Annotated in this window: 23 protein-coding genes; all 23 read left to right on the top strand. The window is 42.0% G+C overall.

Features of this window, described 5'->3' with window-relative positions; translation table 11 throughout:
* Window positions 1–75 precede the first annotated feature (75 nt).
* Complete coding sequence (locus ACQV1I_RS16905; RefSeq protein WP_116333344.1) at window positions 76–4,392, top strand: PolC-type DNA polymerase III; 4,317 nt, start codon at window positions 76–78, stop codon at window positions 4,390–4,392.
* 263 nt (window positions 4,393–4,655) lie between these two features.
* Complete coding sequence (locus ACQV1I_RS16900; RefSeq protein ID WP_236645707.1) at window positions 4,656–4,997, top strand: multidrug resistance efflux transporter family protein; 342 nt, start codon at window positions 4,656–4,658, stop codon at window positions 4,995–4,997.
* Window positions 4,998–5,302: 305 nt separating this feature from the next.
* Complete coding sequence (rimP, locus tag ACQV1I_RS16895; protein WP_018670864.1) at window positions 5,303–5,761, top strand: ribosome maturation factor RimP; 459 nt, start codon at window positions 5,303–5,305, stop codon at window positions 5,759–5,761.
* 22 nt (window positions 5,762–5,783) lie between these two features.
* A complete protein-coding gene (nusA, locus tag ACQV1I_RS16890) occupies window positions 5,784–6,878 on the top strand; it encodes a transcription termination factor NusA (RefSeq protein WP_094699367.1) in 1,095 nt (364 codons plus the stop codon).
* A complete protein-coding gene (rnpM, locus tag ACQV1I_RS16885; RefSeq protein WP_018670866.1) occupies window positions 6,875–7,165 on the top strand; it encodes an RNase P modulator RnpM in 291 nt (96 codons plus the stop codon). Before nusA ends, rnpM begins: the two co-directional genes overlap by 4 nt.
* Complete coding sequence (locus ACQV1I_RS16880) at window positions 7,162–7,470, top strand: YlxQ family RNA-binding protein (protein WP_094699366.1); 309 nt, start codon at window positions 7,162–7,164, stop codon at window positions 7,468–7,470. The genes rnpM and ACQV1I_RS16880 overlap by 4 nt, the downstream gene beginning before the upstream one ends.
* Window positions 7,471–7,484: 14 nt before the next feature.
* Complete coding sequence (infB, locus tag ACQV1I_RS16875) at window positions 7,485–9,914, top strand: translation initiation factor IF-2 (protein ID WP_116333343.1); 2,430 nt, start codon at window positions 7,485–7,487, stop codon at window positions 9,912–9,914.
* A complete protein-coding gene (locus ACQV1I_RS16870; protein WP_003336961.1) occupies window positions 9,914–10,195 on the top strand; it encodes a DUF503 domain-containing protein in 282 nt (93 codons plus the stop codon). The genes infB and ACQV1I_RS16870 overlap by 1 nt, the downstream gene beginning before the upstream one ends.
* Window positions 10,196–10,230: 35 nt before the next feature.
* A complete protein-coding gene (rbfA, locus tag ACQV1I_RS16865; RefSeq protein WP_026315094.1) occupies window positions 10,231–10,587 on the top strand; it encodes a 30S ribosome-binding factor RbfA in 357 nt (118 codons plus the stop codon).
* A 1-nt stretch (window position 10,588) separates the two neighbouring features.
* Window positions 10,589–11,587: a DHH family phosphoesterase gene (locus tag ACQV1I_RS16860; RefSeq protein WP_116333342.1), complete on the top strand. Its 999-nt coding sequence runs from the start codon at window positions 10,589–10,591 to the stop codon at window positions 11,585–11,587.
* A complete protein-coding gene (gene truB / locus ACQV1I_RS16855) occupies window positions 11,580–12,509 on the top strand; it encodes a tRNA pseudouridine(55) synthase TruB (RefSeq protein WP_116333341.1) in 930 nt (309 codons plus the stop codon). Before ACQV1I_RS16860 ends, truB begins: the two co-directional genes overlap by 8 nt.
* Window positions 12,478–13,458: a bifunctional riboflavin kinase/FAD synthetase gene (locus tag ACQV1I_RS16850; protein ID WP_376786031.1), complete on the top strand. Its 981-nt coding sequence runs from the start codon at window positions 12,478–12,480 to the stop codon at window positions 13,456–13,458. The genes truB and ACQV1I_RS16850 overlap by 32 nt, the downstream gene beginning before the upstream one ends.
* 152 nt (window positions 13,459–13,610) lie before the next feature.
* The gene (gene rpsO, locus ACQV1I_RS16845) at window positions 13,611–13,880 is read left to right on the top strand and encodes a 30S ribosomal protein S15 (protein WP_094699362.1); all 270 of its coding nucleotides are present in this window, start codon (window positions 13,611–13,613) and stop codon (window positions 13,878–13,880) included.
* Window positions 13,881–14,022: 142 nt separating this feature from the next.
* Window positions 14,023–16,143, top strand: coding sequence for a polyribonucleotide nucleotidyltransferase (locus ACQV1I_RS16840; protein WP_094699361.1), 2,121 nt, complete (start codon window positions 14,023–14,025; stop codon window positions 16,141–16,143).
* A gap of 151 nt (window positions 16,144–16,294) precedes the next feature.
* Window positions 16,295–17,275 carry a polysaccharide deacetylase family protein gene (locus tag ACQV1I_RS16835; protein WP_116333340.1) on the top strand — a complete coding sequence of 327 codons (981 nt, stop codon included), beginning with the start codon at window positions 16,295–16,297 and terminating at the stop codon, window positions 17,273–17,275.
* A gap of 170 nt (window positions 17,276–17,445) precedes the next feature.
* Window positions 17,446–18,702, top strand: a complete 1,257-nt coding sequence (locus ACQV1I_RS16830; protein WP_116333339.1) for a M16 family metallopeptidase — start codon at window positions 17,446–17,448, stop codon at window positions 18,700–18,702.
* Window positions 18,703–18,718: 16 nt separating this feature from the next.
* Window positions 18,719–19,171: a dUTP diphosphatase gene (dut, locus tag ACQV1I_RS16825; RefSeq protein WP_116333338.1), complete on the top strand. Its 453-nt coding sequence runs from the start codon at window positions 18,719–18,721 to the stop codon at window positions 19,169–19,171.
* 176 nt (window positions 19,172–19,347) lie between these two features.
* On the top strand, window positions 19,348–19,626 hold the full coding sequence (locus ACQV1I_RS16820; protein ID WP_018670877.1) for a YlmC/YmxH family sporulation protein: 279 nt from the start codon (window positions 19,348–19,350) through the stop codon (window positions 19,624–19,626).
* Window positions 19,627–19,789: 163 nt separating this feature from the next.
* Window positions 19,790–20,689, top strand: a complete 900-nt coding sequence (dpsA, locus tag ACQV1I_RS16815) for a dipicolinate synthase subunit DpsA (protein ID WP_094699357.1) — start codon at window positions 19,790–19,792, stop codon at window positions 20,687–20,689.
* A complete protein-coding gene (locus ACQV1I_RS16810) occupies window positions 20,686–21,282 on the top strand; it encodes a dipicolinate synthase subunit B (RefSeq protein WP_094699356.1) in 597 nt (198 codons plus the stop codon). The genes dpsA and ACQV1I_RS16810 overlap by 4 nt, the downstream gene beginning before the upstream one ends.
* Window positions 21,283–21,314: 32 nt before the next feature.
* On the top strand, window positions 21,315–22,355 hold the full coding sequence (locus ACQV1I_RS16805; RefSeq protein ID WP_094699355.1) for an aspartate-semialdehyde dehydrogenase: 1,041 nt from the start codon (window positions 21,315–21,317) through the stop codon (window positions 22,353–22,355).
* A gap of 12 nt (window positions 22,356–22,367) precedes the next feature.
* On the top strand, window positions 22,368–23,594 hold the full coding sequence (dapG, locus tag ACQV1I_RS16800) for an aspartate kinase (RefSeq protein ID WP_094699354.1): 1,227 nt from the start codon (window positions 22,368–22,370) through the stop codon (window positions 23,592–23,594).
* A gap of 66 nt (window positions 23,595–23,660) precedes the next feature.
* Window positions 23,661–24,524, top strand: a complete 864-nt coding sequence (gene dapA / locus ACQV1I_RS16795; RefSeq protein ID WP_116333337.1) for a 4-hydroxy-tetrahydrodipicolinate synthase — start codon at window positions 23,661–23,663, stop codon at window positions 24,522–24,524.
* Window positions 24,525–24,536 lie beyond the last annotated feature (12 nt).

The following is a 24,536-nucleotide window of genomic DNA, read 5'->3' as shown; positions in this document are numbered from 1 at the left end:
TGTAGATATTACCTTTGGTTCTGCCTAGTATTTTATCGTAAGGTAGAGAAGGAGAAAAGCGAGAGGTGAGAAAAGTTGGATCTATTAACAGAACAAAAACATAGATTTTCTCTGCTCCTCAAGCAATTAGAGGTTCCCCAAGAGATGGTTGAGCGGTATTTTACCGAGGGGTATATTGAGAAGCTAGAAGTATATAAACAAACTAAGGAATGGATGTTTCATTTCACATTTGAAAAAATGCTGCCAGTTGATATATATCGTGCGTTTACCAAACGATTGCAACAAACATTTGCACACTTAGCCAAGGTTGATGCGATTTTTCGTTATTCCTTACAGCCGCCCGTACATATTGTGGTGGAAGAATACTGGGATTACTTGTTGAACGACCCAGATGCTCATTTGCAAACATTGGTAGGAACCCTAAAAACAGGACGAATGGAGACAGCGGGGGACCAAGTAAAGCTATTGTTACCAACTGAAATGGCAGTAGATATTATGAAATCGAAAAAAGCAGATGAACAACTGACGGAAGCATTTTGGAAGATTGCACAGGTACGCCCGCGGTTTCTATTCCAAGCAGAAGAAAACGATGAGGCTATGCAGGCTTTTATTGAGCAACGTAAAGAAGAAGAACGAGCGTTGGTTAAAAATGTAATGACTCAGCAAGCTCAGGCTGAGAAAGAGCGTCAGAATGGACAAGAGGCTGAAGCGATTACTACTGTTACCATTGGATATGACATTAAGGAGGAACCTGTACCTATCTGTGAGATTCAAGAGGAAGAGAGACGAATTACGATTCAGGGTACAGTCTTTAATGTAGAAATTAAAGAATTAAAAAGCGGACGCCATATCTTAACATTCCATATGACAGATTATACCGATTCGCTGACCGTCAAAATCTTTTCGCGTGATAAGGAAGATGTTAAAGTACTAGAGGCGATTAAAGACGGTATGTGGATTAAAGCACGCGGTAGCGTCCAGCATGATACCTTTATGCGTGAGCTGGTTATGATGGCAAATGATATCAACCAGATTGAACAGCAAGGACGTAAGGACCGAGTAGAGGAGAAACGGGTTGAGTTACACGCCCACACTCCTATGAGCATGTTGGACGGAGTCGTTTCCGTGAAATCTTACATTACGCAAGCTGCTAAATGGGGACATAAAGCTGTGACAATAACCGACCATGGTGTCGTACAGGCATTCCCTGAGGCTTATGGCGTAGCCAAAAAGAACGGTATCAAATGTATCTTAGGTTTAGAAGCCTATGTAGTGGAAGATGGCATTAATATTGTATATAACTTGGATCGTGGAGCAACAAATTATGCTATCGATGACAAGACCCCCTATGTCGTATTTGATACAGAGACAACGGGATTGAATGCGAATGAACATACTATTATTGAAATTGCAGCTGTAAAAATGATTGGTTCAGAAATCATTGAAGAATGGACAGAATTAATTGATCCTGGTATTTTGGTTGGCCCCAAAACCACGGAGATTACAGGGATCACAAACGAGATGCTACGGGGAAAGCAGAAGCTAGACGTTGTCTTGCGCCGCTTTAAAGAATTTGCTGGAGATTCTATTCTTGTTGCCCACAATGCCGAATTTGACCAAGCATTCATTAATGCATGTGCCATTCGAGTGGGAATGGAACCGTGGACAAATTCATTCTTAGACACTTTGCCACTGGCACGTATGATGTATACAGGCATGCGTAATTATCGTTTAGGAACTTTAGCGAAACGTTTTAATGTTGAATTGATCAATGCTCACCGTGCATTGGACGACACCGTCGCACTGGCAAAAGTATTCCAACTCATGTTAAAAGACGTGAAGGAAGCTGAGATCAAAACACTTTCAGAACTAAATGAGCGAAGCAATGCTCAGGCAGATTATAAGAGTACCCGTCCATTCCATGCTACGATATTAGTGAAGAACAAGGAAGGCTTAAAAAATCTGTATAAGCTGGTGTCTATCTCGCATACGGAAACCTTTTTCCGTGTACCACGTATTATGCGTAGCCAGATTACAAAATATCGGGAAGGCTTGTTGATTGGAACGGCGTGTAAAGAAGGAGAGCTGTTCCAAGGTATTCTACGTGGTAAGCCAGAACAAGAATTAGAAGAGATTGCTAGATTTTATGATTATATCGAGTTGCAACCCCTAGATCATTACAAACCATTATTGCGTAATGAGACGATTCCAAACACGGACGTGGTGAAGACATATCATGAAACATTGATACGTATTGCTGACCATTTAGAGCGACCTGTTGTAGCTACGGGTGATGTGCATTTTCTGCACCCTCGAGATCATACGTTCCGTGAAGTATTCTTGTTATCAAAAGGAGACCAAGATGCTAACGACCAACCTCCACTATATTTCATGACCACTGAGGAGATGTTAGAGGCATTCTCCTACTTGGGTGAGCAAAAGGCTAAAGAAATCGTTGTAGACAATACAAATGCCATTGCTGACATGATTGATGAAGTTAGCCCGATCCCAGACCGTTTGTATACCCCTGTCATCGAAGGGGCAGATGAAGAACTACGTGATATGTGCTATAACAAAGCAAAGCGAATCTATGGTGATCCGTTACCAGAGATCGTTGAAAAACGCTTAGAAAAAGAATTGACAAGTATCATTAAACACGGATTTGGCGTTATTTATCTTATTTCACAGCGCTTGGTGACAAAATCACTTAGCGACGGCTATTTAGTAGGTTCCCGTGGATCGGTAGGCTCTTCTTTTGTAGCAACCATGTCCGATATCACAGAGGTTAATCCACTACCACCGCACTATGTTTGCCCGAGCTGTCAGCATAGCGAGTTTATTATGGACGGTTCCATTGGTTCTGGGTTCGACTTAAAGGACAAGGATTGTGAGAAATGTGGTACTAGATATACGAAAGATGGCCAAGATATTCCGTTCGAAACCTTTCTTGGATTTAAAGGAGATAAGGTTCCCGATATCGATTTAAATTTCTCTGGTGACTACCAACCAAGGGCTCATAAATATACGCAAGATCTATTTGGTGTCGATAATGTTTTTCGTGCAGGAACGATAGGTACGGTTGCGGAAAAGACAGCGTATGGCTATGTTCGGAAATGGGCGGAAGAGCGCAAGCTAATGCTGCGCGGAGCAGAAATTGCGCGATTGGTAAATGGTTGTACGGGTGCAAAGCGTACTACTGGACAGCATCCAGGGGGAATTATTGTGTTGCCTGACTATATGGATATGGAGGATTTTTGTCCTATTCAATTCCCTGCTGATGATGTTAAATCTGAATGGCGAACAACGCATTTTGACTTCCATTCCATCCATGACAATTTATTAAAGCTAGATATTCTTGGTCACGACGATCCGACCGTTATCCGGATGCTACAGGATTTGACGGGAATAGACCCAAAACAAATCCCGTTGGACGATCCAAAAACGATGTCTATCTTTAGCTCAACAGAATCGCTAGGTGTAACGGCTGATCAAATCCGTACAAATATGGGCACATTAGGTATTCCGGAATTTGGTACTAAATTCGTTCGTCAGATGTTAGAAGATACAAAACCAACCACCTTTGCTGAATTAGTACAGATTTCTGGTCTCTCTCATGGAACTGACGTATGGCTAAACAATGCCCAGGAATTGATACGTAATCAGACATGTAAGCTTTCTGAAGTTATTGGTTGTCGTGACGATATCATGGTATATCTGATTTATAAAGGATTGGAACCATCACAAGCCTTTAAAATAATGGAATCAGTGCGTAAAGGAAAAGGTGTAAGCGAGGAAGACCAAGAGGAAATGCGAAATCATGATGTGCCTGAATGGTACATAGGCTCTTGTCAACGGATTAAGTATATGTTCCCAAAAGCGCATGCGACTGCTTATGTAATGATGGCGGTTCGGATCGCTTATTGTAAGGTACATTATCCATTGGAATTTTACGCTACGTATTTCACAGTTCGTGCTGATGATTTCGATATTCCATTGATGGTACAAGGATCGGCAGCTATTCGTCAACGGATTGAAGAGATTGAGGAAAAAGGTCACGATGCCCAACCAAAAGAAAAATCCTTACTGACTGTACTAGAGATGGCATTGGAAATGGTAGAGCGAGGCTTTAGCTTTACCAATGTGGATCTATATCGTTCAGATGCTGAGAAATTCCTGATTGATGGAAATAAACTAATTGCACCGTTTAATGCGATTCCAGGATTAGGAACTAACGCAGCAATCAGTATTGTAGAAGCACGTGAACAGGGCGAATTTTTATCAAAAGAAGACCTGCTTAGTCGTTCCAAGATTTCTAAAACAATTTTGGAGTATCTGGACGAACAGGGAGCACTACAAGGTATGCCAGAATCAAATCAATTGTCCTTGTTTTAGTGGTTTGAGAGCATAGCAAATTTTACTAGATAATACTTTTGAAATGGCAACTTTAACGATATATACATCTATCATTACATTATACTTTTGATAGATGTATTGTTGAGGTTGCCTTTTTCTTACTTGATTTTTAAAAATAAAGCAATACAGGTCGAAAGCTTGCAGCACTTGCTATTTCTTTATGCTTCCTCCATTACTGCTCCTTGTGTTTATGCGAGGAAATCTGGGAATGCTATGTATAGAGGTAAAAAGCATCCAAAAGAATGGATGTTGTGGAGCACGATTGGTTTTGGGCTGTTTTACGTAGATGGAGCGCCAAGTCAGAGTCAGAGTTTCCAAACCTCCCTAGTTGCTCTTTTCTCAGGATTTGTGCCACTGCTTTATTTTTCCGTACAACTGAAATGGTAAAAGGAAGCATGCGTCAATTAGCGGCCGTAGAAGCAACACAGTCGATGGAAGTCTTATTTGCTACAGCAGGAGAGGTTATTTGGTTATATGCTAGCTTGCCTACACCATTGGTTGGTGGGACTTCTGTTTATCATGCTTGGAATGGTTCTACACAGCTTCGTTTCGGGGAGGAAAGAAAAGGAAGCATCCCCTGTTAATATATCGGGGTAACCAGTGCAGGCTGTGCTATGATTGGTTTAATGGGGATTCAGCAGAGTTTTGGTAAGTCTGATCAAAAGAGGCAGTGGTTGTCAAGACCCATGGTATTATGCTATAATTTTTTTGGAAATACTGGTTATACACGTACGAGAGTGGGGAGACCCACTCTTTCTTCTTGACCACAGGGGATTTCCTGATAGAAAGCTTCTTATGGCAAAGAATTAGACTTGTGACCACCCGGTGCCACCTTGGTAGCCGGTTACACATTTATAACAGTATGGATATGCTTAAAGGAGGAACTTGCTTGAGCAAGGTAGTGCAAATTGTTGAGGAACTACTGACTCCTATCCTTGAAGAAACAGGATTGGAACTGGTGGATATCGAATACAAAAAGGAAGGTAGCAACTGGTTTTTGCGTATCTTTATCGACAATGATTCGTCCAACATCGATATTGAAGATTGTGGTACCGTTAGTGAAAAACTAGGAGCAAAGCTGGACGAACTGGACCCGATTCCAACAGCATATTTCTTAGAGGTTTCTTCGCCTGGAGCGGAGCGTCCTTTACGTAAAGAAAAAGATTATCACAAGGCTGTAGGCAAACACGTACATATCACCACCAAAGAAGCGGTGGACGGTCACACGTTGTTTGAAGGTACACTAGAATCGTTTGACGGTGAGACGTTAACGATTTCTGAACAAAAAAACAAATATACAATTAAAATGGAACAAATAAGCGAAGCCCGATTGGCTATCGTCTTTTAATTGAGGGGAGGACATTAGTACAATGAATGCAGAGTTTATTACAGCACTGCATGATCTGGAAAAGGAAAAGGGGATTGACAAAGAAGTTTTGATTGAGGCGATTGAGGCAGCGCTGATCTCGGGTTACAAGCGCAACTTTAATTCCGCACAAAACGTCCGTGTTGATGTAAACCGCCATTCAGGTCAAGTTCGCGTGTTTGCACGTAAAAATGTTGTAGAAGATGTGTTAGATGCTCGCTTGGAGATTTCTTTGGAGGCTGCTAATGAAATTGATCCAAACTTCCGCATTGATGACATCGTTGAGATTGAGGTAACGCCTCGTGATTTTGGACGCATTGCGGCTCAAACTGCGAAGCAAGTCGTTACTCAACGCATTCGTGAAGCAGAACGCGGACTTATTTATAATGAATTTATTGATCGTGAAGAAGATATCGTTAATGGTATTGTTCAACGTCAGGATTCCCGCTCCTATTTTGTTGACTTAGGTAAAGTGGAAGCGGTAATGCCTCTAACTGAGAAAATGCCATCAGATGATTTTAAACCACAAGACCGTATCAAAGCATATATTATTAAAGTGGAAAAAACGACAAAGGGTCCACAAATCGTAATTTCCCGTACGCATCCAGGACTATTAAAACGCTTATTTGAACTGGAAGTACCTGAAATTTATGATGGTGTAGTTGAAATTAAATCAGTAGCGAGAGAAGCAGGAGATCGCTCTAAGATTGCTGTTCACTCCACAAACGTGGAAGTCGATCCAGTTGGTGCCTGTGTAGGTCCTAAAGGTCTACGCGTACAAACTATCGTAAACGAACTAAAGGGCGAAAAAATTGACATTGTTCGCTGGTCTGAGGACCCGGCTGAATACGTAGCTAACGCGTTAAGTCCATCTAAAGTGGTTCATGTTGAAGTGAACGAAGAGGAGAAAATGACGCGCGTAATCGTACCTGATTATCAATTATCCCTAGCTATCGGTAAACGCGGACAAAATGCACGCTTGGCAGCCAAACTTACTGGATGGAAAATAGATATTAAGAGTGAAAGTCAAGCTGAACAAGAGGGGATTTCCTATCCTAAGCCTTCCGATGAAGACGCTAGCGATGTGGGTATGGAATGAAAGTAAAAAAAGTTCCGTTACGTAAATGCATTGTTTGTCAGGAAATGTACCCGAAGAAGGAATTGCTCCGCGTCGTTCGAACGCCGGATGAACAAATTTTGATCGATCCGAGCGGAAGGGCGTCCGGACGCGGCACTTATGTTTGTCAAAAAGAGAGTTGCCGCACACCAGATACTTTCACTGCTGGAAAGTGGAAAAAAGTTTTGGAACGTGCGCTAAACACCAGCATTTCACAGGAACAATATGATAACTTCCGCGAGAAATGGCTGGAGATGATGGGGAAATGAATCAAAAAGTAGCGCAATTGCTAGGGTTGGCCATGCGTGCAGGCAAAGTAATAACGGGTGAAGGTCTCGTGATCAATGGGGTTCGTAACGGACAGGCAAAGCTTGTCCTTCTGGCTACAGATGCATCAGCTAACACGACCAAGAAAGTGTCCGACAAATGCCTGTATTATAAGGTGCCTTGTTATTCGCTTTCGACCAGGTACGAACTTGGAAGTGCGATTGGTAAAGAAGCTCGGGTCTCGATCGCCATCACAGATAGTAAGATGGCGAAGAGCATGGAGAACCTTCTCACACCTAATCCATAACAAGGGGTGATTACATGAAGACACGCGTATACGAATACGCAAAGAAACATAACATGAGCAGTAAAGAAATTGTTACTCTCTTGAAGAGAATCAATATAAATGTCAGCAATCACATGAGTATTATGGACGAAGAAACGGTACAAAAATTGGAACAGCATTTGGCAAATTTACGAGCAAATGCTGCCAGTGGTAACACCCAAGCAAAACAAGTGCAACAACCAAAGCAAGATAAGCCACAAACCAAAACGAGCAGCGAGGCGCGAGCCACATCCCAATCGGAAAAATCCCCCAAACAAGACGGTCAAAAACCGCAAATTGCAAATGCTGCTGGTAACACCTCAGCTCAAGCAAAGAGCAGAGGGACGCAAAACCAAAATCAGGGGAAGAATCAGGAGCGAAGAGCAAATACTATGAGTCAAAACAAAAAACAAGATGCAAAGCAAAATGCAAAGCAAAATGAAGTAAAAGAGCAAACGACCAACATTGAGGCAGAACGTAAAGAAGAAACTCTAGCGGACAAAGCGAAAATTCCAGCAAAAGTTGGAATGGAAAAACGCGAAAAAATTAAGAAGGCTCCACAAACTAAAAAAACCTTTGAAGACAACAGAAAAGGACCGCAGTTTAACAAAAACCAAAGACGTTCAAATGGACGTCAAGGTGGAAATACTCCTGCACCACGTCCTGTGTTAGAATTGCCAAGCAAAATTACGTTTACAGAGTCACTTACTGCAAACGAATTGGGTAAAAAGCTAAGAAGAGAACCAGCAGAAATTATTAAAAAATTATTCGCTTTGGGTATCATGGCTACGATCAATCAGGATCTAGATCGAGATACTATTGAATTAATTTGTGCTGACTACGGTGTAGAAGTAGAAGAAAAAATCATCATTGATGAAACAAACTTCGAAACAATCGCTGAAGTGGATGCAGAAGAAGAGCTACGTGAACGCCCTCCAGTTGTTACCATCATGGGTCACGTTGACCATGGTAAAACAACGTTACTAGATGCGATTCGCTCTACAAATGTAGTTGCAGGAGAAGCTGGTGGTATTACACAGCATATCGGTGCGTATCAAGTTGAAATCAAAGGCAAGAAGATTACTTTCTTAGACACACCTGGTCACGCCGCGTTTACAACAATGCGTGCTCGTGGTGCTCAAGTTACGGATATTACAATTCTTGTTGTAGCTGCTGATGATGGTGTTAAACCACAAACAATCGAAGCAATCAGCCATGCGAAAGCGGCAAATGTTCCGATTATCGTTGCTGTCAACAAAATTGACAAACCAAGTGCTGATCTAGATCGTGTGAAACAAGAATTAATGCAATTCGAATTAGTATCTGAAGAGTGGGGCGGCGATACTATTTTCTGCCCGCTATCTGCGAAACAGCGTACTGGTATTGAAGAACTTTTAGAATACATTCTATTGGTATCTGAAGTACAAGAATTGAAAGCCAACCCTGATAAACGTGCTCGTGGTACGGTCGTTGAGGCGGAGTTGGATAAAGGACGTGGCCCTGTTGCAACTGTATTGGTTCAACATGGTACGTTGCGTGTTGGTGATCCAATCGTTGTAGGCTCTGCTTTTGGCCGCATTCGCGCAATGGTGAACGACAAAGGTCGCCGTATGAAAGAAGCACCACCGTCCATGCCAGTTGAAATCACCGGTTTAAATGATGTACCTCAAGCTGGGGATCAATTCATGGTATTTGAAGATGAAAAGAAAGCTCGTTCCATCGGTGAGTCTCGTGCAGTTAAACAACGTGATTCTGAGCGTCGTGCAAGTGCGCGTGTTTCCTTGGATGACTTGTTTACTCAAATCCAAGAAGGCGATATTAAAGAATTAAACCTAATCATTAAAGCGGACGTTCAAGGTTCTGTAGAAGCGCTTCGAGGTTCTTTAGAGAAAATAGAAGTAAATGGTACTCGTGTGAAAGTTATTCATACAGGTGCGGGTGCGATTACAGAGTCTGATGTTACTTTAGCAAATGCATCTAACGGAATTATCATTGGTTTCAATGTTCGTCCTGAACCGAATGCTCGCAGTATGGCTGAGCAAGAGCAAATTGACATTCGTTTACACCGTGTTATTTACACTGTTATTGAAGAGATTGAATCCGCATTGAAAGGGATGCTTGATCCTGTATATAAAGAGGAGATTATCGGTCAAGCGGAAGCTCGTCAGATCTTCAAAGTATCTAAAGTAGGTACAATCGCGGGTTGCTACGTTACGGAAGGTAAGCTAAGCCGTGATGCAGGGGCACGATTGATCCGTGATGGTGTAGTTATTTACGAAGGTAAATTAGATACGCTAAAACGTTTCAAAGACGATGTGAAAGAAGTGGCAACGAACTACGAGTGCGGTGTTACTCTAGAACGTTTCACTGACATTAAAGAAGGCGACATTATTGAAGCCTTCATTATGGTTGAAGTTAAAGCCTAATGGTAGCAGTGACGCAGTTAGAATTGTTTATGCCCTATACGAGTTCTCTTAAGGAAAAACGTTCGATTATTAAAAGCGTCATGAGTCAAATTAGAAATAAGTACAATGTATCAATTGCTGAAATAGACTTTCACGAGCAATGGCAGCGTACCTTACTTGAGGTAGCTGCCGTTGCCAATGAATACTCCTTTTTGCAAAAGGAAATTACCACCATCGTGCGGTTTGTAGAAACATTTTCCGACGTAGAGTTAATTCGGGCGGATACGGAATACTACGACTGAGGTACGATTTACGTTCGGAGGTGAATGAAATGAGCATGAATAAAACCCGAATGAGTCGCGTAAGTGAAGAGATCAAAAAAGAATTGAGCGTTCTTTTGCAACGTGAAATGAAAGATCCACGCATCGGTTTTGTAACAGTAACAGATGTGGAAGTAACTAGTGACCTTCAACAAGCAAAAGTGTATATTAGCGTTTTCGGAGATGAAAGCAAACGAGAGGAATCGCTGAAAGGTTTGCAAAAAGCAAAAGGCTTTCTACGCACAGAAGTGGGGCGTCGTATCAAATTAAGACATGTGCCTGAGCTTCTATTCAAACTGGATGCTTCCATTGATTACGGAAATAAAATCGATAACCTTTTGCGTGAAATCTCCCCAAATGAAGGAGAGAAATAGGATGAATATCGATCAAACTGTTTTCTTAGATGCCGCTCGTTTTGTTCGTGAAAACGAGCGTTTCTTAATTATTTCCCACGTAAACCCTGATGGTGATACGACGGGCTCTGCTCTTGCTATGGCTCTTTTATTAGAACAGATGGGTAAAAGCTATGTGATTGTAAACCAAGGGTCTACACCTGATATGTTCTCCTTTCTGCCGCGCTTCAACCACATCATCAATCTATCTGACCAAACTGTGGATGAGAAATTCTCCTGCGTTATCGCTGTAGACGCAGCAGATAGCAGTCGGATGGGAGAAGTAACTCATTTGTTTAATCCAGATGCACAAATTCTAAATATTGACCATCATCCTACCAATGATGCGTTTGGTACGTACAATATTATCCTGCCTCATACAGCTGCAACAGCAGAGATTATGTATGATTGGTGTGTTGCTTCCTCCTTTTCATTAACAAAAGAGATTGCTACATGTATTTATACTGGATTACTTACGGATACAGGTGGTTTCCGGTATTCCAATACGACACCGCATGTGATGGAAATCGCTTCACATCTACTTACGTATGAAGTTTCTTCAGCCGAGATTGCAGAACGCTGTTTAGAGAGCATTACGTTAAAGCATGTACAGATTCTTAAACGTGCTCTAGCATCTCTGGAGCTTACCAATGAGGGGCTCGTTGCTACTATGCAGATATCAAAACAGGATTTTTTAGAAACCAATTCAACAAATGATGATACAGGTGGTATTGTAAATTACGGGCGTAATATTGAAGGTGTCGAGGTTGGAATATTGCTAACAGAAGTAGAAGAAGGCATTGTCAAAATTAGCCTGCGTTCACGTGCAAAGATAGATGTGGCTCAACTAGCTAAGAATATCGGTGGCGGTGGACATGCCCGCGCAGCAGGATGCACGATGAAGGGTGTAACACTGGAAGAAGCCAAGAAATCTGTTTTGCGATTGGTAGATCAAGTGCTTGGAGTGGAAAGATATGAGTGAGCAACACGGAGTTCTCGTTTTACATAAACCTGCCGGAATGACTTCACATGATTGTGTTGCAAAAATTCGTCGTATTTTTCAAACGAAAAAAGTGGGGCATACAGGTACACTAGACCCTGATGTGACGGGTGTGTTACCTATATGTATAAACAATGCGACACGAATTGTGGAGTATTTGCAGGAGCTTCCAAAAGCTTATGAAGTTGTCATGCGTATTGGTTCAACCACTACGACCGAGGATGCCTCTGGTGAAGTATTGGAGACAGCTACGGTGGACGTTGCTACCATTACTAGAGAACGAGTAGAGGAAGCAATGAAGGAAATGCTTGGGGTAATCGAGCAAATTCCTCCCATGTATTCTGCTATTAAGGTAAATGGGCAGCGTTTATATGATTTAGCTCGTGAAGGTATTACGATTGAGCGAAAGGCTCGCGAGGTTACTATTTATGAATTACAACTACATCAGATTGAATCTAACGAAGAGTACGTAGATGTGTCGTTTTATTGTCTTTGCTCCAAAGGGACGTATATGCGTACGTTATGTGTTGACCTTGGACAAAAACTGGGGTATCCTGCGCATATGGCCAAGTTAGTCCGTGTTAAAAGCGGACCGTTTACAATGGAGCGTGCCCTTACGTTTGAGGAATTGGAAGCATGCATGAACAAGGAGCAAACGACGAAGAGCATTGAGCAACTTGTTATTCCAATTGGAGAAGCCTTATCTTATTTGCCTCGCTATGAAATTACAGCGGACAGAGCTAAGGCTGTACTAAATGGTTTGGAAACAGGTCTGCCAGGCTGTCAAGTTGAGGAAGGAAAGCTCATTTGTTTGTATAGTAATGGTCAGTTACTTGGCATTCACAAGGTGTATAAGAGCCAACGAGGTCTATATGCCAAACCAGAAAAAGTTTTTCGCACATGAGGTGGGGACTTTGAACATAATACGACTATCCTATCCGCTTTCATCTGAGATCGAATTACAACCATGCGCGGTCGCCATGGGATACTTCGATGGTGTTCACATTGGGCATCGTCGCGTCATCCAACGAGCGATTGATCATGCCCAAACTCACGGAATGAAAAGTGGTGTCTTGACCTTTGATCCACATCCACGTGAAGTTCTAGGTAGAAGTGGTTATTCTCAATATATCACTCCCTTGGATGATAAGCTGGAGCAATTTGAAAAAATGGGAGTAGACATCGTTTTTGTCATGCAATTTGACATTGGCTTCTCCTCTATTTACCCTGAGGATTTTGTAGAGGAAGTTATTCTGCCTCTTCAGGTAAAGCATATTGTGGTTGGCTTTGACAATACATTTGCTTATCGAGGCATGGGTACAACACAGACGCTATTAGAACTAAGCAAAGAGCGATATACTGTAGACATCATTGGCCCTGTGAATCGTTTAGGCGAAAAGGTGAGTAGCACCATTATTCGGGAATACTTACACCAAGGCGAAGTAGAGCAAGTACGTCATCTTTTAGGACGTCCTTATAAGGTAAAGGGAACAGTGATTCATGGAGATAAGCGCGGTAGAACCATTGGGTTCCCTACTGCCAATGTCGGCGTGGACGAGCCTTATTTAATCGGGAAAAATGGTGTATATGGCGTTCGAATTACCGTGGATGATCAAACCTATGATGGCGTGATGAATATTGGAATTAAGCCTACTTTTGAATTGGAGAAGCGAGAAAAATCACTGGAAGTTCATATCATAGGTTTTAAAGATGAGATTTATGGTAAAAATGTAGAAGTAGAATTACTCTTCATGATCCGCGATGAAATCAAATTCTCTGGCGTGGAAGCTCTTTTGTCCCAAATCCAACAAGACGTGAACTTTGCTAAAGAAAAATTTTCTAAGTTGGCTTAATTCGCTAGCTGAGTGAATGATTTCCTTTACTTTTTGAAAAAAAGTATGCTATAATCTGTACTGTTCTAAGCAGAACGACCCTCTAGCTTGGCTGTCCGATTCTCACCGACGGCATGCTCAGCTAATGGGAAATTTAATGGAGGTGAGTACGAATGGCACTTACTCAAGAGCGTAAAACTCAATTGATCAACGAATTCCGTACACATGATAACGATACTGGATCTCCTGAGGTTCAAATCGCAATTCTTACGGAAAACATCAACAATCTTAACGAACACCTACGCACACATAAGAAAGATCACCACAGCCGTCGTGGTCTATTGAAAATGGTAGGTCAACGCCGTAACCTTTTAGGTTACCTAAGAGACACCGACGTTGCTCGTTATCGTACATTGGTTGACAAACTTGGTCTTCGCCGTTAATCGGCACGTCTGAAAAAGCGGGTGAATTCCCGCTTTTTCTATTATCATATCTATTTTATTTCTGCCACAGCAGGAAATAATACATAGAGATAGAAAAGAATCATGTTAGACTATGGTCTATTTAAGGAGGACTGCTAAAAGAATGGAGCAACAATATCGTACTTTCGACTTTGATTTAGCAGGCCGAAAACTTACGCTTGAGTTTGGAAAAGTTGCAAAACAGGCACAAGGTTCGGTCTTAGTGCGTTACGGAGATACCACCATTCTATCTGCGGTTACCGTTTCTAAAGAGCCAAAAGACTTGGATTTCTTTCCATTAACGGTAAACTATGAAGAACGCTTATATGCAGTAGGTAAAATTCCAGGTGGATTTATTAAGCGAGAAGGTCGCCCAAGCGAGAGAGCTATTTTGGCGAGCCGATTAATTGACCGTCCAATCCGCCCTCTATTCTTGGAAGGCTTCCGTAATGATGTACAAGTAGTAAATACTGTTCTTTCCGTTGATCAGGATTGTTCAACAGAAATCGCAGCAATGATTGGTACTTCTGCTGCATTAAGCACATCTGAAATTCCATTTAATGGTCCAATTGCAGGTGTTATTGTAGGTCGTATCGATGGTAAATTTATTATCAACCCTACGATTGCTGAGCAAGAGAAAAGTGATATTCATCTAGTGGTAGCAGGTACGATGGACGCTATTAACATGGTAGAGGCTGGTGCAAAAGAAGTACCGGAAGAAATTATGTTAGAAGCGATCATGCATGGTCACGATTACATCAAGAAAATCGTTGCTTTCCAAAATGACATCGTAGCTGAAATTGGCAAACAAAAAATGGAAGTAGTATTGCATGGTGTGGACGAAGAAATTGACCGAGCTGTGCGTGCTTTTGCTGATGCGAAAATACGTGAAGCAGTTCGCGTAGAAGAGAAACACGCTCGTGCTGAAGCGATCGATGCTGTTAAAGAAGATACACAAGCACATTTTGCTGAGGTATATCCAGAACATGCGGGAGAAATTAGCGAAATTCTTTACAACATGGTTAAAGAGGAAGTGCGTCGTCTCATTACGCATGAAAAAGTTCGCCCAGATGGTCGTGCACTTACTGAAATCCGTCCATTGTCGAGCGAAGTGGGTATTTTACCTAGAACACACGGTTCTGGTTTATTTACTCGCGGTCAAACCCAAGCATTGAGCGTTTGTACATTAGGAGCACTCGGTGATGTACAAATTTTGGATGGACTTGGTCTTGAAGAAACAAAACGCTTCATGCATCATTACAATTTCCCACCATACAGTGTAGGGGAAGCACGTCCACTTCGTCCTCCAGGTCGTCGCGAGATCGGTCACGGTGCATTGGGTGAAAGAGCAATTGAACCAATCATCCCTAATGAAGTCGAATTCCCATATACAATTCGTCTAGTATCAGAGGTAATCGAATCTAATGGTTCTACTTCTCAAGCGTCTATTTGTGGTAGTGTACTTGCATTGATGGATGCTGGGGTACCAATTAAAGCACCAGTTGCCGGTATTGCAATGGGCTTGATCATGGATACAGATGGTGAACATTTCTCCATCTTGACAGACATCCAAGGTATGGAAGACCACTTGGGAGATATGGACTTTAAGGTAGCAGGTACGGCTGAAGGTGTTACAGCTCTTCAAATGGATATCAAGATTGAAGGTATCAACCGTGAAATTCTAGAGCAAGCATTAACGCAAGCGAAGGAAGGCAGAATGCATATCCTTGAAAGCATGCTAGCTACGATCAATGCTCCGCGTGATCACTTGTCTCCTTACGCACCAAAGATCATGACAATGTCAATTAACCCAGAAAAAATTCGTGACGTTATTGGGCCACAAGGTCGTATTATCAATAAGATCATCGAAGAAACAGGTGTTAAAATCGATATTGAGCAAGATGGTCGTATCTTTATCGCATCTACGAATGCAGAAGCGAACCTACGTGCAAAACAAATCATCGAGGATTTGGTACGCGAAGTAGAAGTTGGTCAAACTTACTTGGGAACTGTTAAACGTGTTGAAAAATACGGGGCTTTCATCGAGTTGTTTGCGGGTAAAGAAGGACTTTGCCACATTTCACAACTAGCGGAAGAGCGCGTTGCTAAAACGGAAGATGTAGTTTCTGTAGGTGATAAAATCTTGGTTAAAGTAACGGAGATTGATGACCAAGGTCGCGTTAATATTTCTCGTAAAGCTGTTCTGAAAGAACAAGCACAAGCTGCACCACAAGCAACTGAATAATAGATAGCCAAAAAGCTTTGCCGATCATGGGAAACTATGTGGGTGCAAGCTTTTTTTGCTTCTATCGAGAACTTTCTCTACATAGATTGGACAAAGAGGATAGAGAATAAGGAAGAAGAACTCGATAGATAAAAGCAAAGGTGATGAAATTGTGAAACAGCATTCCAAAAAAACAAGAAAATATATGGCGGTAGCAACTGTTTGTGGAGCGTTACTGTTTGGCTTAGTAACCTCATCTCCGGTTAGCACATATGTTACACAACTAAAAGTTGGCGTTACTCCAGTGCAAGGTAAAATTACAATTGAGGAGCCGTTTAGAGAAAAAATAGAGAAGTGGCAAAAGGAGCGAGAGGAAGCACCACAAGACGCATATCTTGATCCTGTTTGGAAAGCGATTCCCGGATATAACGGACGAGTAATCGATATTAACGCAACGATTGCCCAAATGAAGAAAACAGGCAAGCAGGATGAAAGTGCAATTGTTTTTAAAGAGCAGATGCCAAAGGTACAGGTAGAACAGCTAGGGGCTCATCCTATTTATAGAGGTAATCCCAAAAAAGAAGCAGTAAGCTTCATGATTAATGTGGCCTGGGGTAATGAATACCTTGATAAAATTCTTACTACATTAGATAGGCATAAAGTAAAAACCACATTCTTCTTAGATGGATCTTGGGTCAAACGGAACCCCGAGCTAGCGAAGAAAATTTATGACAAAGGCCATGAAATAGGCAACCATGCGTATTCTCATCCAGATATGAGCAAGCTGGGAGAGGCGCGTATTCGCCAAGAGATCAGTAAAACGCAAGACATCATCTCGCAGACAATCGGCTTAAAACCTACTTTATTTGCTCCACCATCTGGTTCCTTTAATCAACGGGTGGTAGAAATTGCACATCAGGATTACCAGATGAAGACGATTCTTTGGACAGCAGATACTATTGATTGGAAGAATCCACCGGTTGGAACGATGGTAGAGCGTATTCGCAAGAAGTTAGATAAAGGAGTACTCATACTGATGCACCCTACTGAACCTTCAGCTCAAGGACTGGATCAAATGTTGACACTAGCTGAGAAAAAAGGATTGAAACCAACGACTGTTTCAGAGGTAATTTCTAGCCGTCGTTTACCGTAGAATCTTGTGGAATATTGTACCGGACGCTATTTTTTGCTATAGTAAGACATGTTATTTTCAATTGAAAGCTAAACGCTTATCAGTAACATGTACAACAGGGAAGCGACTTTATGTTCGCTTCCCTGTGTGGCATAAGCCAGAGATAGCAGATTGATAGAGGGGGATCAGATTTGATTCAAACATATACGTGTGCAAATGGTGTCCGGATTGTTACCGAAAAAATAGCTAGTGTTCGATCCGTTGCTTTAGGCATTTGGGTAGGAACGGGTTCAAAATATGAAAATGAGAAAAATAACGGAATTTCACATTTCCTAGAGCACATGTTTTTTAAAGGCACCACGACCCGCAGTGCGAAAGAGATAGCTGAAGCGTTTGACGAAATTGGTGGGAACGTAAACGCCTTTACGTCCAAAGAATATACTTGCTATTATGCGCGTGTACTTGATCGTCACGCACCGCTTGCTCTCAATATTTTATCCGATATGTACTTTAACTCCGTGTTTGACGCAGAGGAACTGGAGAAAGAAAAGAATGTAGTGCTAGAAGAAATCAGTATGTATGAGGATACGCCAGATGATTTGGTGCACGACCTGATTGCACGCGCTTCCTATGCAGATCACTCGCTCGGGTATACGATACTGGGAAAAGAAGACGTGCTAAAAGGCATGAAACGTGAGGATTTGTTGACATATATTGAGCAACGATACTTACCAGAGAACACGGTAATTACAGTGGCCGGTAATTTTGACGATGAGTTAATTACATTGGTTCAATCATTATTTTCTACGTACCAGCGTACAGGTAAAACAATGGATATCGCTACACCAACCTTTACAGGTCAAAGCATCGTACATCAAAAACAGACCGAGCAGGCTCATCTATGCCTGTCTATGCCTGGCTATGCTGTTGGACATGACGATGTTTATTCCTTAATTATTTTAAACAATATTTTGGGTGGTAGCATGAGTTCTCGTTTGTTTCAAGAGATTCGTGAAGAACGCGGTCTAGCTTATTCCGTTTATTCTTACCACTCCTCTTATAAGGAATCTGGTACATTTAATATTTATACGGGAACAGCACCAGAGCATGTAGGAAAAGTATTCGACATAGTGTCTAATGTTCTACATGACGTTCGTACAAATGGAATTACAGAAAAAGAACTGAACAAAGGAAAAGAACAGCTTAAAGGTAGCTTGATGCTAAGCTTAGAAAGCACTAGCAGTCGTATGAATCGTTTGGGTAAAAATGAACTGTTACATGGCAGACACCTTACATTAGACGAAATTATCGCGAAGGTAGATCTTGTAAGTCAGGAATCTGTTTTAGCAGTGGCTAAAGAATTATTCCACTCCAAAATGGCGATGGCCATGGTTAGTCCGTTGGAAGCATTCCCAGAAAATGTTGATGCAAATGTATTCTTAACTTAAAAAAGAGGTGTCTTTTGTGTTTGTAAACATTAAGAAAATGTCTCCGATGATTGGAACGGATATTCCCTTACCGCATTATGCAACAGCAGGTTCTGCTGGACTTGATCTAGCAGCATGCATTGAACAGGAAATTACGATTGCTCCTGGGGAACGCGCCAAAATTCCTACAGGGATTGCTGTGCAAATGCCTGACGCGAGTATGGTAGGTTTGGTGTTCCCACGTAGCGGCAACGCGTTTAAACACGGTATATCATTAACGAATGCCGTCGGAGTTATTGATAGTGATTATACGGGTGAGATTCAAGTGCTGTTGCAGAATTTGGACACAACTGAACCATTTGTGGTCAGAAAAGGAGATCGAGTTGCCCAATTACTCTTTATGCCAGTGACTCAAGCACGATTAGAAAGTGTTGACGAGTTGGAGAAAACAGAGCGTGGTGCAGGTGGATTCGGTTCTACTGGTAAATAAGTGAGTGGAGAAAGGGTTTCTCCTAAGTCGTAATTAGGCTTAGAGAGAAGCCTCTTTTTTATTGGTAATCTCATCATGATTTTTGAAAAAATTCTCTTTTGCTACATTCTTACGTATAAACTGTTCAGCTTTTTCGTATATTCTGCTGTGAGTGGACAAACAAAGGAGGAAATAAAATGCGATTAAGCGAGTTTAGTGGCAAAGAGATCGTTGATATTGATTATGGAGAAAAACGTGGAGTAGTAGCACAATCCGATATGGAAATTAATCCGATAACTGGAGAAATTACTGCCATTGTTGTTTCAAATAACTCTTTATTTGGAATAGGGAAGAAAAAAGCAGACATCATTATTCCTTGGAAGTCTATTGTACAAATCGGTCCTGATATGATAATTGTACAGTTACAACCTATACAAAACCAATTTTCAAAGGAATCTCCAGTAACGAAACGATAGGTGTTCGAATAGGATGACGGTAGATTAACGAAGTGCACGAAATGTAACTCGACCGTGAACAAAAAACGGTCCGTCAACTATTTTACATTTTCCAAAGGACTTGGAAAAATTCTTTGCGTTTCCAGGTTATCTTGCGTAAAATGTTTGGAAAGGGGAACACGGCATGCTGACGGGAAAACATGTTGCTTTTATTGGCGGTGATGCTCGTCAACTGGAAGTCATTAAAAAATGCATTCAGTTGGACGCCACAGTTACTCTTATTGGATTTGATAACTTGGAGAGTAGCTTTACAGGAGCAACGAAGAAACCATTAACATGCGATGTGTTAAAAGATGTTGATGCCCTGATCCTACCTATCGTCGGTACGGATGACAAAGGAATGATTGAAAGCATTTTTTCTACAAAAAGTATTCAACTCTCTAAGGAGCATTTTGAAGCTTTACCAGAAAAATGCGTTGTCTATACCGGGATGGCGAAGCCTTATCTGAGAGAGCTATTAAAAATGTATAACGTTCCGCTAAAAGAGCTATTAAATCGTGACGACGTGGCTATCTATAATTCCATTCCTACTGTGGAAGGAGCATTGATGGTAGCGATCCAAAACACTGATATTACGATTCACAGCTCTGATGTGATTGTTCTCGGATTAGGTCGAGTAGGAATGTCATTAGCTAGAGCTTTGCATGCATTGGGAGCACATGTTAAGGTGGGGGTAAAACGTCCAGAACACATAGCACGTAGTAATGAGATGGGCATTGATGCTTTTGATCTTGATGATTTTAAACGATATGTATCAAAAGTGGACATTATTTTTAACACAATCCCACATTTGATTATTACATCAGACATCATTGCACAGATGCCACAGACTGCTTTTATCCTAGATATTGCTTCTAAGCCGGGTGGAACCGATTTTCGTTATGCAGAACGTCGTGGAATCAAAGCGATCCTTGCCCCAAGCCTTCCTGGAATCGTTGCACCGAAAACAGCCGGGCAAATTATTGCCAATACCTTAGCGCGACTACTATCGGAGCAAGCTGACAATCAGGAGGGAACATCATGAGCGATCTGAGGGGAAAAACAGTCGGATTTGGGTTAACGGGCTCCCATTGTACATTGGAAGAAACCATGCCGCAAATTCAGCGTTTAGTAGATGCTGGAGCACGTGTTGTACCCATAGCGAGCCAGACCGTGATGACCACTGATACACGTTTTGGAACGACTAACCATTGGCAAAACCAATTAAAACAGATTACAGGCGAAGAGATTATCACCACTATTCCTGATGCAGAACCGCTTGGACCTTCCAAGCTATTTGACGTTATGGTGATTGCTCCATGCACAGGTAACACCACGAGCCGATTGGCGAACGCACTCACAGATAGCCCTGTTTTAATGGCTGCAAAAGCAACCTTGCGCAACCTACACCCAGTCGTCTTGGCAATTTCAACCAATGATGGACTTGGTTTAAATGCGGCTAATATTGCAAAACTTCTAGCTACCAAAAATATTTATTTTGTTCCGTTTGGGCAGGATGCGCCTGACAAAAAACCGAACTCGCTGGTAGCACGAATGGACCTCATTAAAGAAACGTGCGAGCTAGCTATACAACATCGTCAGTTGCAACCTTTGCTTATAGAAAGATTCCATTATTGATGCAGCTAACAGGCTCTTAGGAGGAGAAAAAGATGGAGAACCAACTGAAGGTAAATGTCGCAGTCGTGGGAGCGACAGGAGCAGTAGGACAGCAAATGATTCAGCTTTTGGAGAAACGAAATTTTCCAATCGGTCAACTGAAGTTATTAGCTTCAAAAAGATCGGCTGGTAAAAAGGTGCTGTTTAAAGGTGAGGAAGTGACAATTGAAGAGGCAACACCTGATAGCTTTATCGGTGTAGATTTTGCTCTGTTCAGTGCAGGAGGGGCGATTAGTAAGGAATTAGCTCCACACGCTGTACGTCACGGAGCAGTTGTCATTGACAATACCAGTGCTTATCGAATGGATCCGGAAGTTCCATTGGTTGTGCCCGAAGTTAACATGGATGCAGCACGCAAACACAAAGGAATCATTGCAAACCCTAATTGTTCTACCATTCAGATGGTTGCAGCATTAAAGCCTCTTTATGACCGTTTTGGAATAGATCGGATTATTGTTTCTACGTATCAAGCTGTATCTGGTGCGGGTGCTCAAGCGATCAATGAGCTGTTGACTCAAACCAGAGACATTCTAGATGGGAAAGAGCCGGAAGCAAATGTACTGCCGGTATCTAAACTTCCTGTTCATCATCAGATTGCTTTTAACGCGATTCCGCAAATTGATGTTTTCACAGACAATGGATTTACGTATGAAGAGATGAAGATGGTAAACGAAACAAAGAAAATATTAGGTGACGATCAAGTTTTAGTTGCAGCTACTTGTGTGCGTATTCCAGTAGTAAAAGGTCACAGTGAGTCCGTTTATATCGAATTTAAAAATGACTATGAACTGGAAGAAGTGAAATCTATACTAGCACATGCACCTGGTATTGTGCTTGTCGATTCCCCTGAAGAACAAAAATATCCATTGGCTACCGATTCTGCGGATAAGCTTGAAGTTTTTGTCGGTCGTGTTCGCCGAGATTTAACGCATCCACGAGGCATCCATATGTGGGTTGTATCAGATAATCTATTAAAGGGTGCTGCTTGGAACACCGTACAAATTGCCGAGGAGCTTATCAAGGCCAACAGCTAGGAGAGAGGTTTCATGAAAATTCTTGTCCAAAAGTTCGGGGGTTCATCCTTAACAACGGAGGATCATCGTAATCGGGCAATTGGCCACATTGAAAAAGCACTGGCGGAAGGCTTTTCCTTGGTAATAGTAGTGTCAGCAATGGGGCGTAAGGGTGATCCTTACGCCACTGACACGCTATTACAATTGATCCGTCAAAATGGGGACAGCCTACGGGCACGCGAAAACGACCTGTTATTGCATACAGGGGAGATTATTTCCGCCTGCGTCATCTCCAGCATGCTTAATGAGCGAGGCATCGAGTCCACAATTTTAACGGGTGGGCAAGCTAATATTATAACCACTAATGATTTTAGTAACGCACAAATCCTAACAATTGAACCTGACCGCATTCAACAAGAGCTTGAGCAAGGGCGTGTTGTTATCGTTCCGGGGTTTCAGGGCCGTACGGAAGATTGGCAAGTGACCACTTTAGGTCGTGGAGGAAGCGATACGACAGCAACAGCACTTGGCGTTGCCTTAAAAGCAGACATGGTTGATATCTTTACAGATGTAAATGGTATTATGACGGCCGATCCACGAATAGTAGATGAGGCTAAGTCACTTCATACCGTTACGTATACTGAGATTTGTAACATGGCACACTTAGGTGCTAAGGTTATTCACCCACGCGCTGTAGAAATTGCTATGCAAACAAATATCCCAATACGTGTACGCTCCACGTTTTCAGACGATCCAGGAACATTGGTTACTAGTCTACATGAGTTAGGTCGTTTTAATGAATCATTTAGTGACCGACTTGTTGTGGGGATCGCTCATGTTCCTAATATTACACAGATCAAGGTATTCTCTAAAGAAGGACAATATGATACTCAGCTTCAGGTATTCAAAGCGATGGCACAGCATAATATCAGTGTTGATTTTATTAATGTAAATCCACTAGGTGTCGCTTATACGGTACACGATCACATGGCTGAAAAGGCGGCGACTATCTTAGCTGACATGGGATATGAGCCTCAACTAATGCCGCATTGTGCAAAGGTATCGGTAATTGGTGCTGGCATTGCAGGAGTACCTGGTGTTATGGCTCATATTGTAGAAGCACTCACCAACGAGGAGATACAGATTCTACAATCTGCCGACTCACATACAACCATTTGGGTACTAGTACATGACGAGGATATGGCTAGGGCTGTGCGAGCATTGCATCAGAAGTTTGATTTGTCTAATGCTCGCTTGTAATGTAAATAAGAAAAATAGGAATTAGAGAGCCTATAAGGAAAGTGGAAGACAGAGGAGAGATGAAACATGGCTATTTTCGGGCGTATTGTGACTGCCATGGTAACACCTTTTAATGACAAGGGTCAGATTGATTGGGATCGCACAGAAAAGCTTATCGACTATCTAATAGACACAGGCTCAGAAGCACTCGTGGTAAGTGGTACAACGGGAGAATCACCAACTCTCTCTAGACAGGAAAAGCTTGATTTATTTGCTTTTAGTGTACAAAAAGCTAAGGGTAGGGTTAAAGTAATTGCTGGTACCGGTTGTAATGACACAGAAGAAAGTATCACCTTTTCCAGAGAAGCAGCAAAAACGGGTATAGATGCAATAATGCTAGTAGCTCCTTATTATAGTCGTACATCACAAGAAGGACTTTACCAACATTTTAAGGCTATTAGTGAGGCGGTAGAGCTACCAATCATGTTGTACAATGTCCCTGGACGCACTGGAGTTAACATGACAGCTGACACAACTTTGCGGTTAGCTGAGCTACCAAACGTAGTGTGTATCAAAGAGGCATCTGGAAATCTTACACAAATGGCACAGATCATTGAGCATGCACCTCAAGGCTTTGAGCTATATAGTGGTGATGATGGCTTAACTATACCCGTACTTTCCATTGGCGGAGTTGGAATAGTGAGCGTAACAAGCCACGTAATTGGTCTAGAGATGAAAGAAATGATGGATGCGTTCTTCAAGGGAGATACGTCAAGAGCAGCAGCTCTTCATCGTCAGCTAGTTCCGATATTTGAAGGAGCATTCAAATATCCCAATCCAACACCAATTAAGGCTGCATTAAACAAAAAAGGGATTGAAGTAGGCGGTGTTCGATTACCGCTTATGAATTTGACGGCCGAAGAAGCTAGCTATATAAATGAATGGCTTTAGAGTGTTGCTGTG

Origin of the sequence: Brevibacillus sp. JB24b (assembly GCF_051713385.1) — a bacterium.
GTDB lineage: Bacteria > Bacillota > Bacilli > Brevibacillales > Brevibacillaceae > Brevibacillus_B > Brevibacillus_B laterosporus.
The sequence above is the reverse complement of the archived record's forward strand: the minus strand, read 5'-3'. Positions and strand labels throughout refer to the sequence as shown.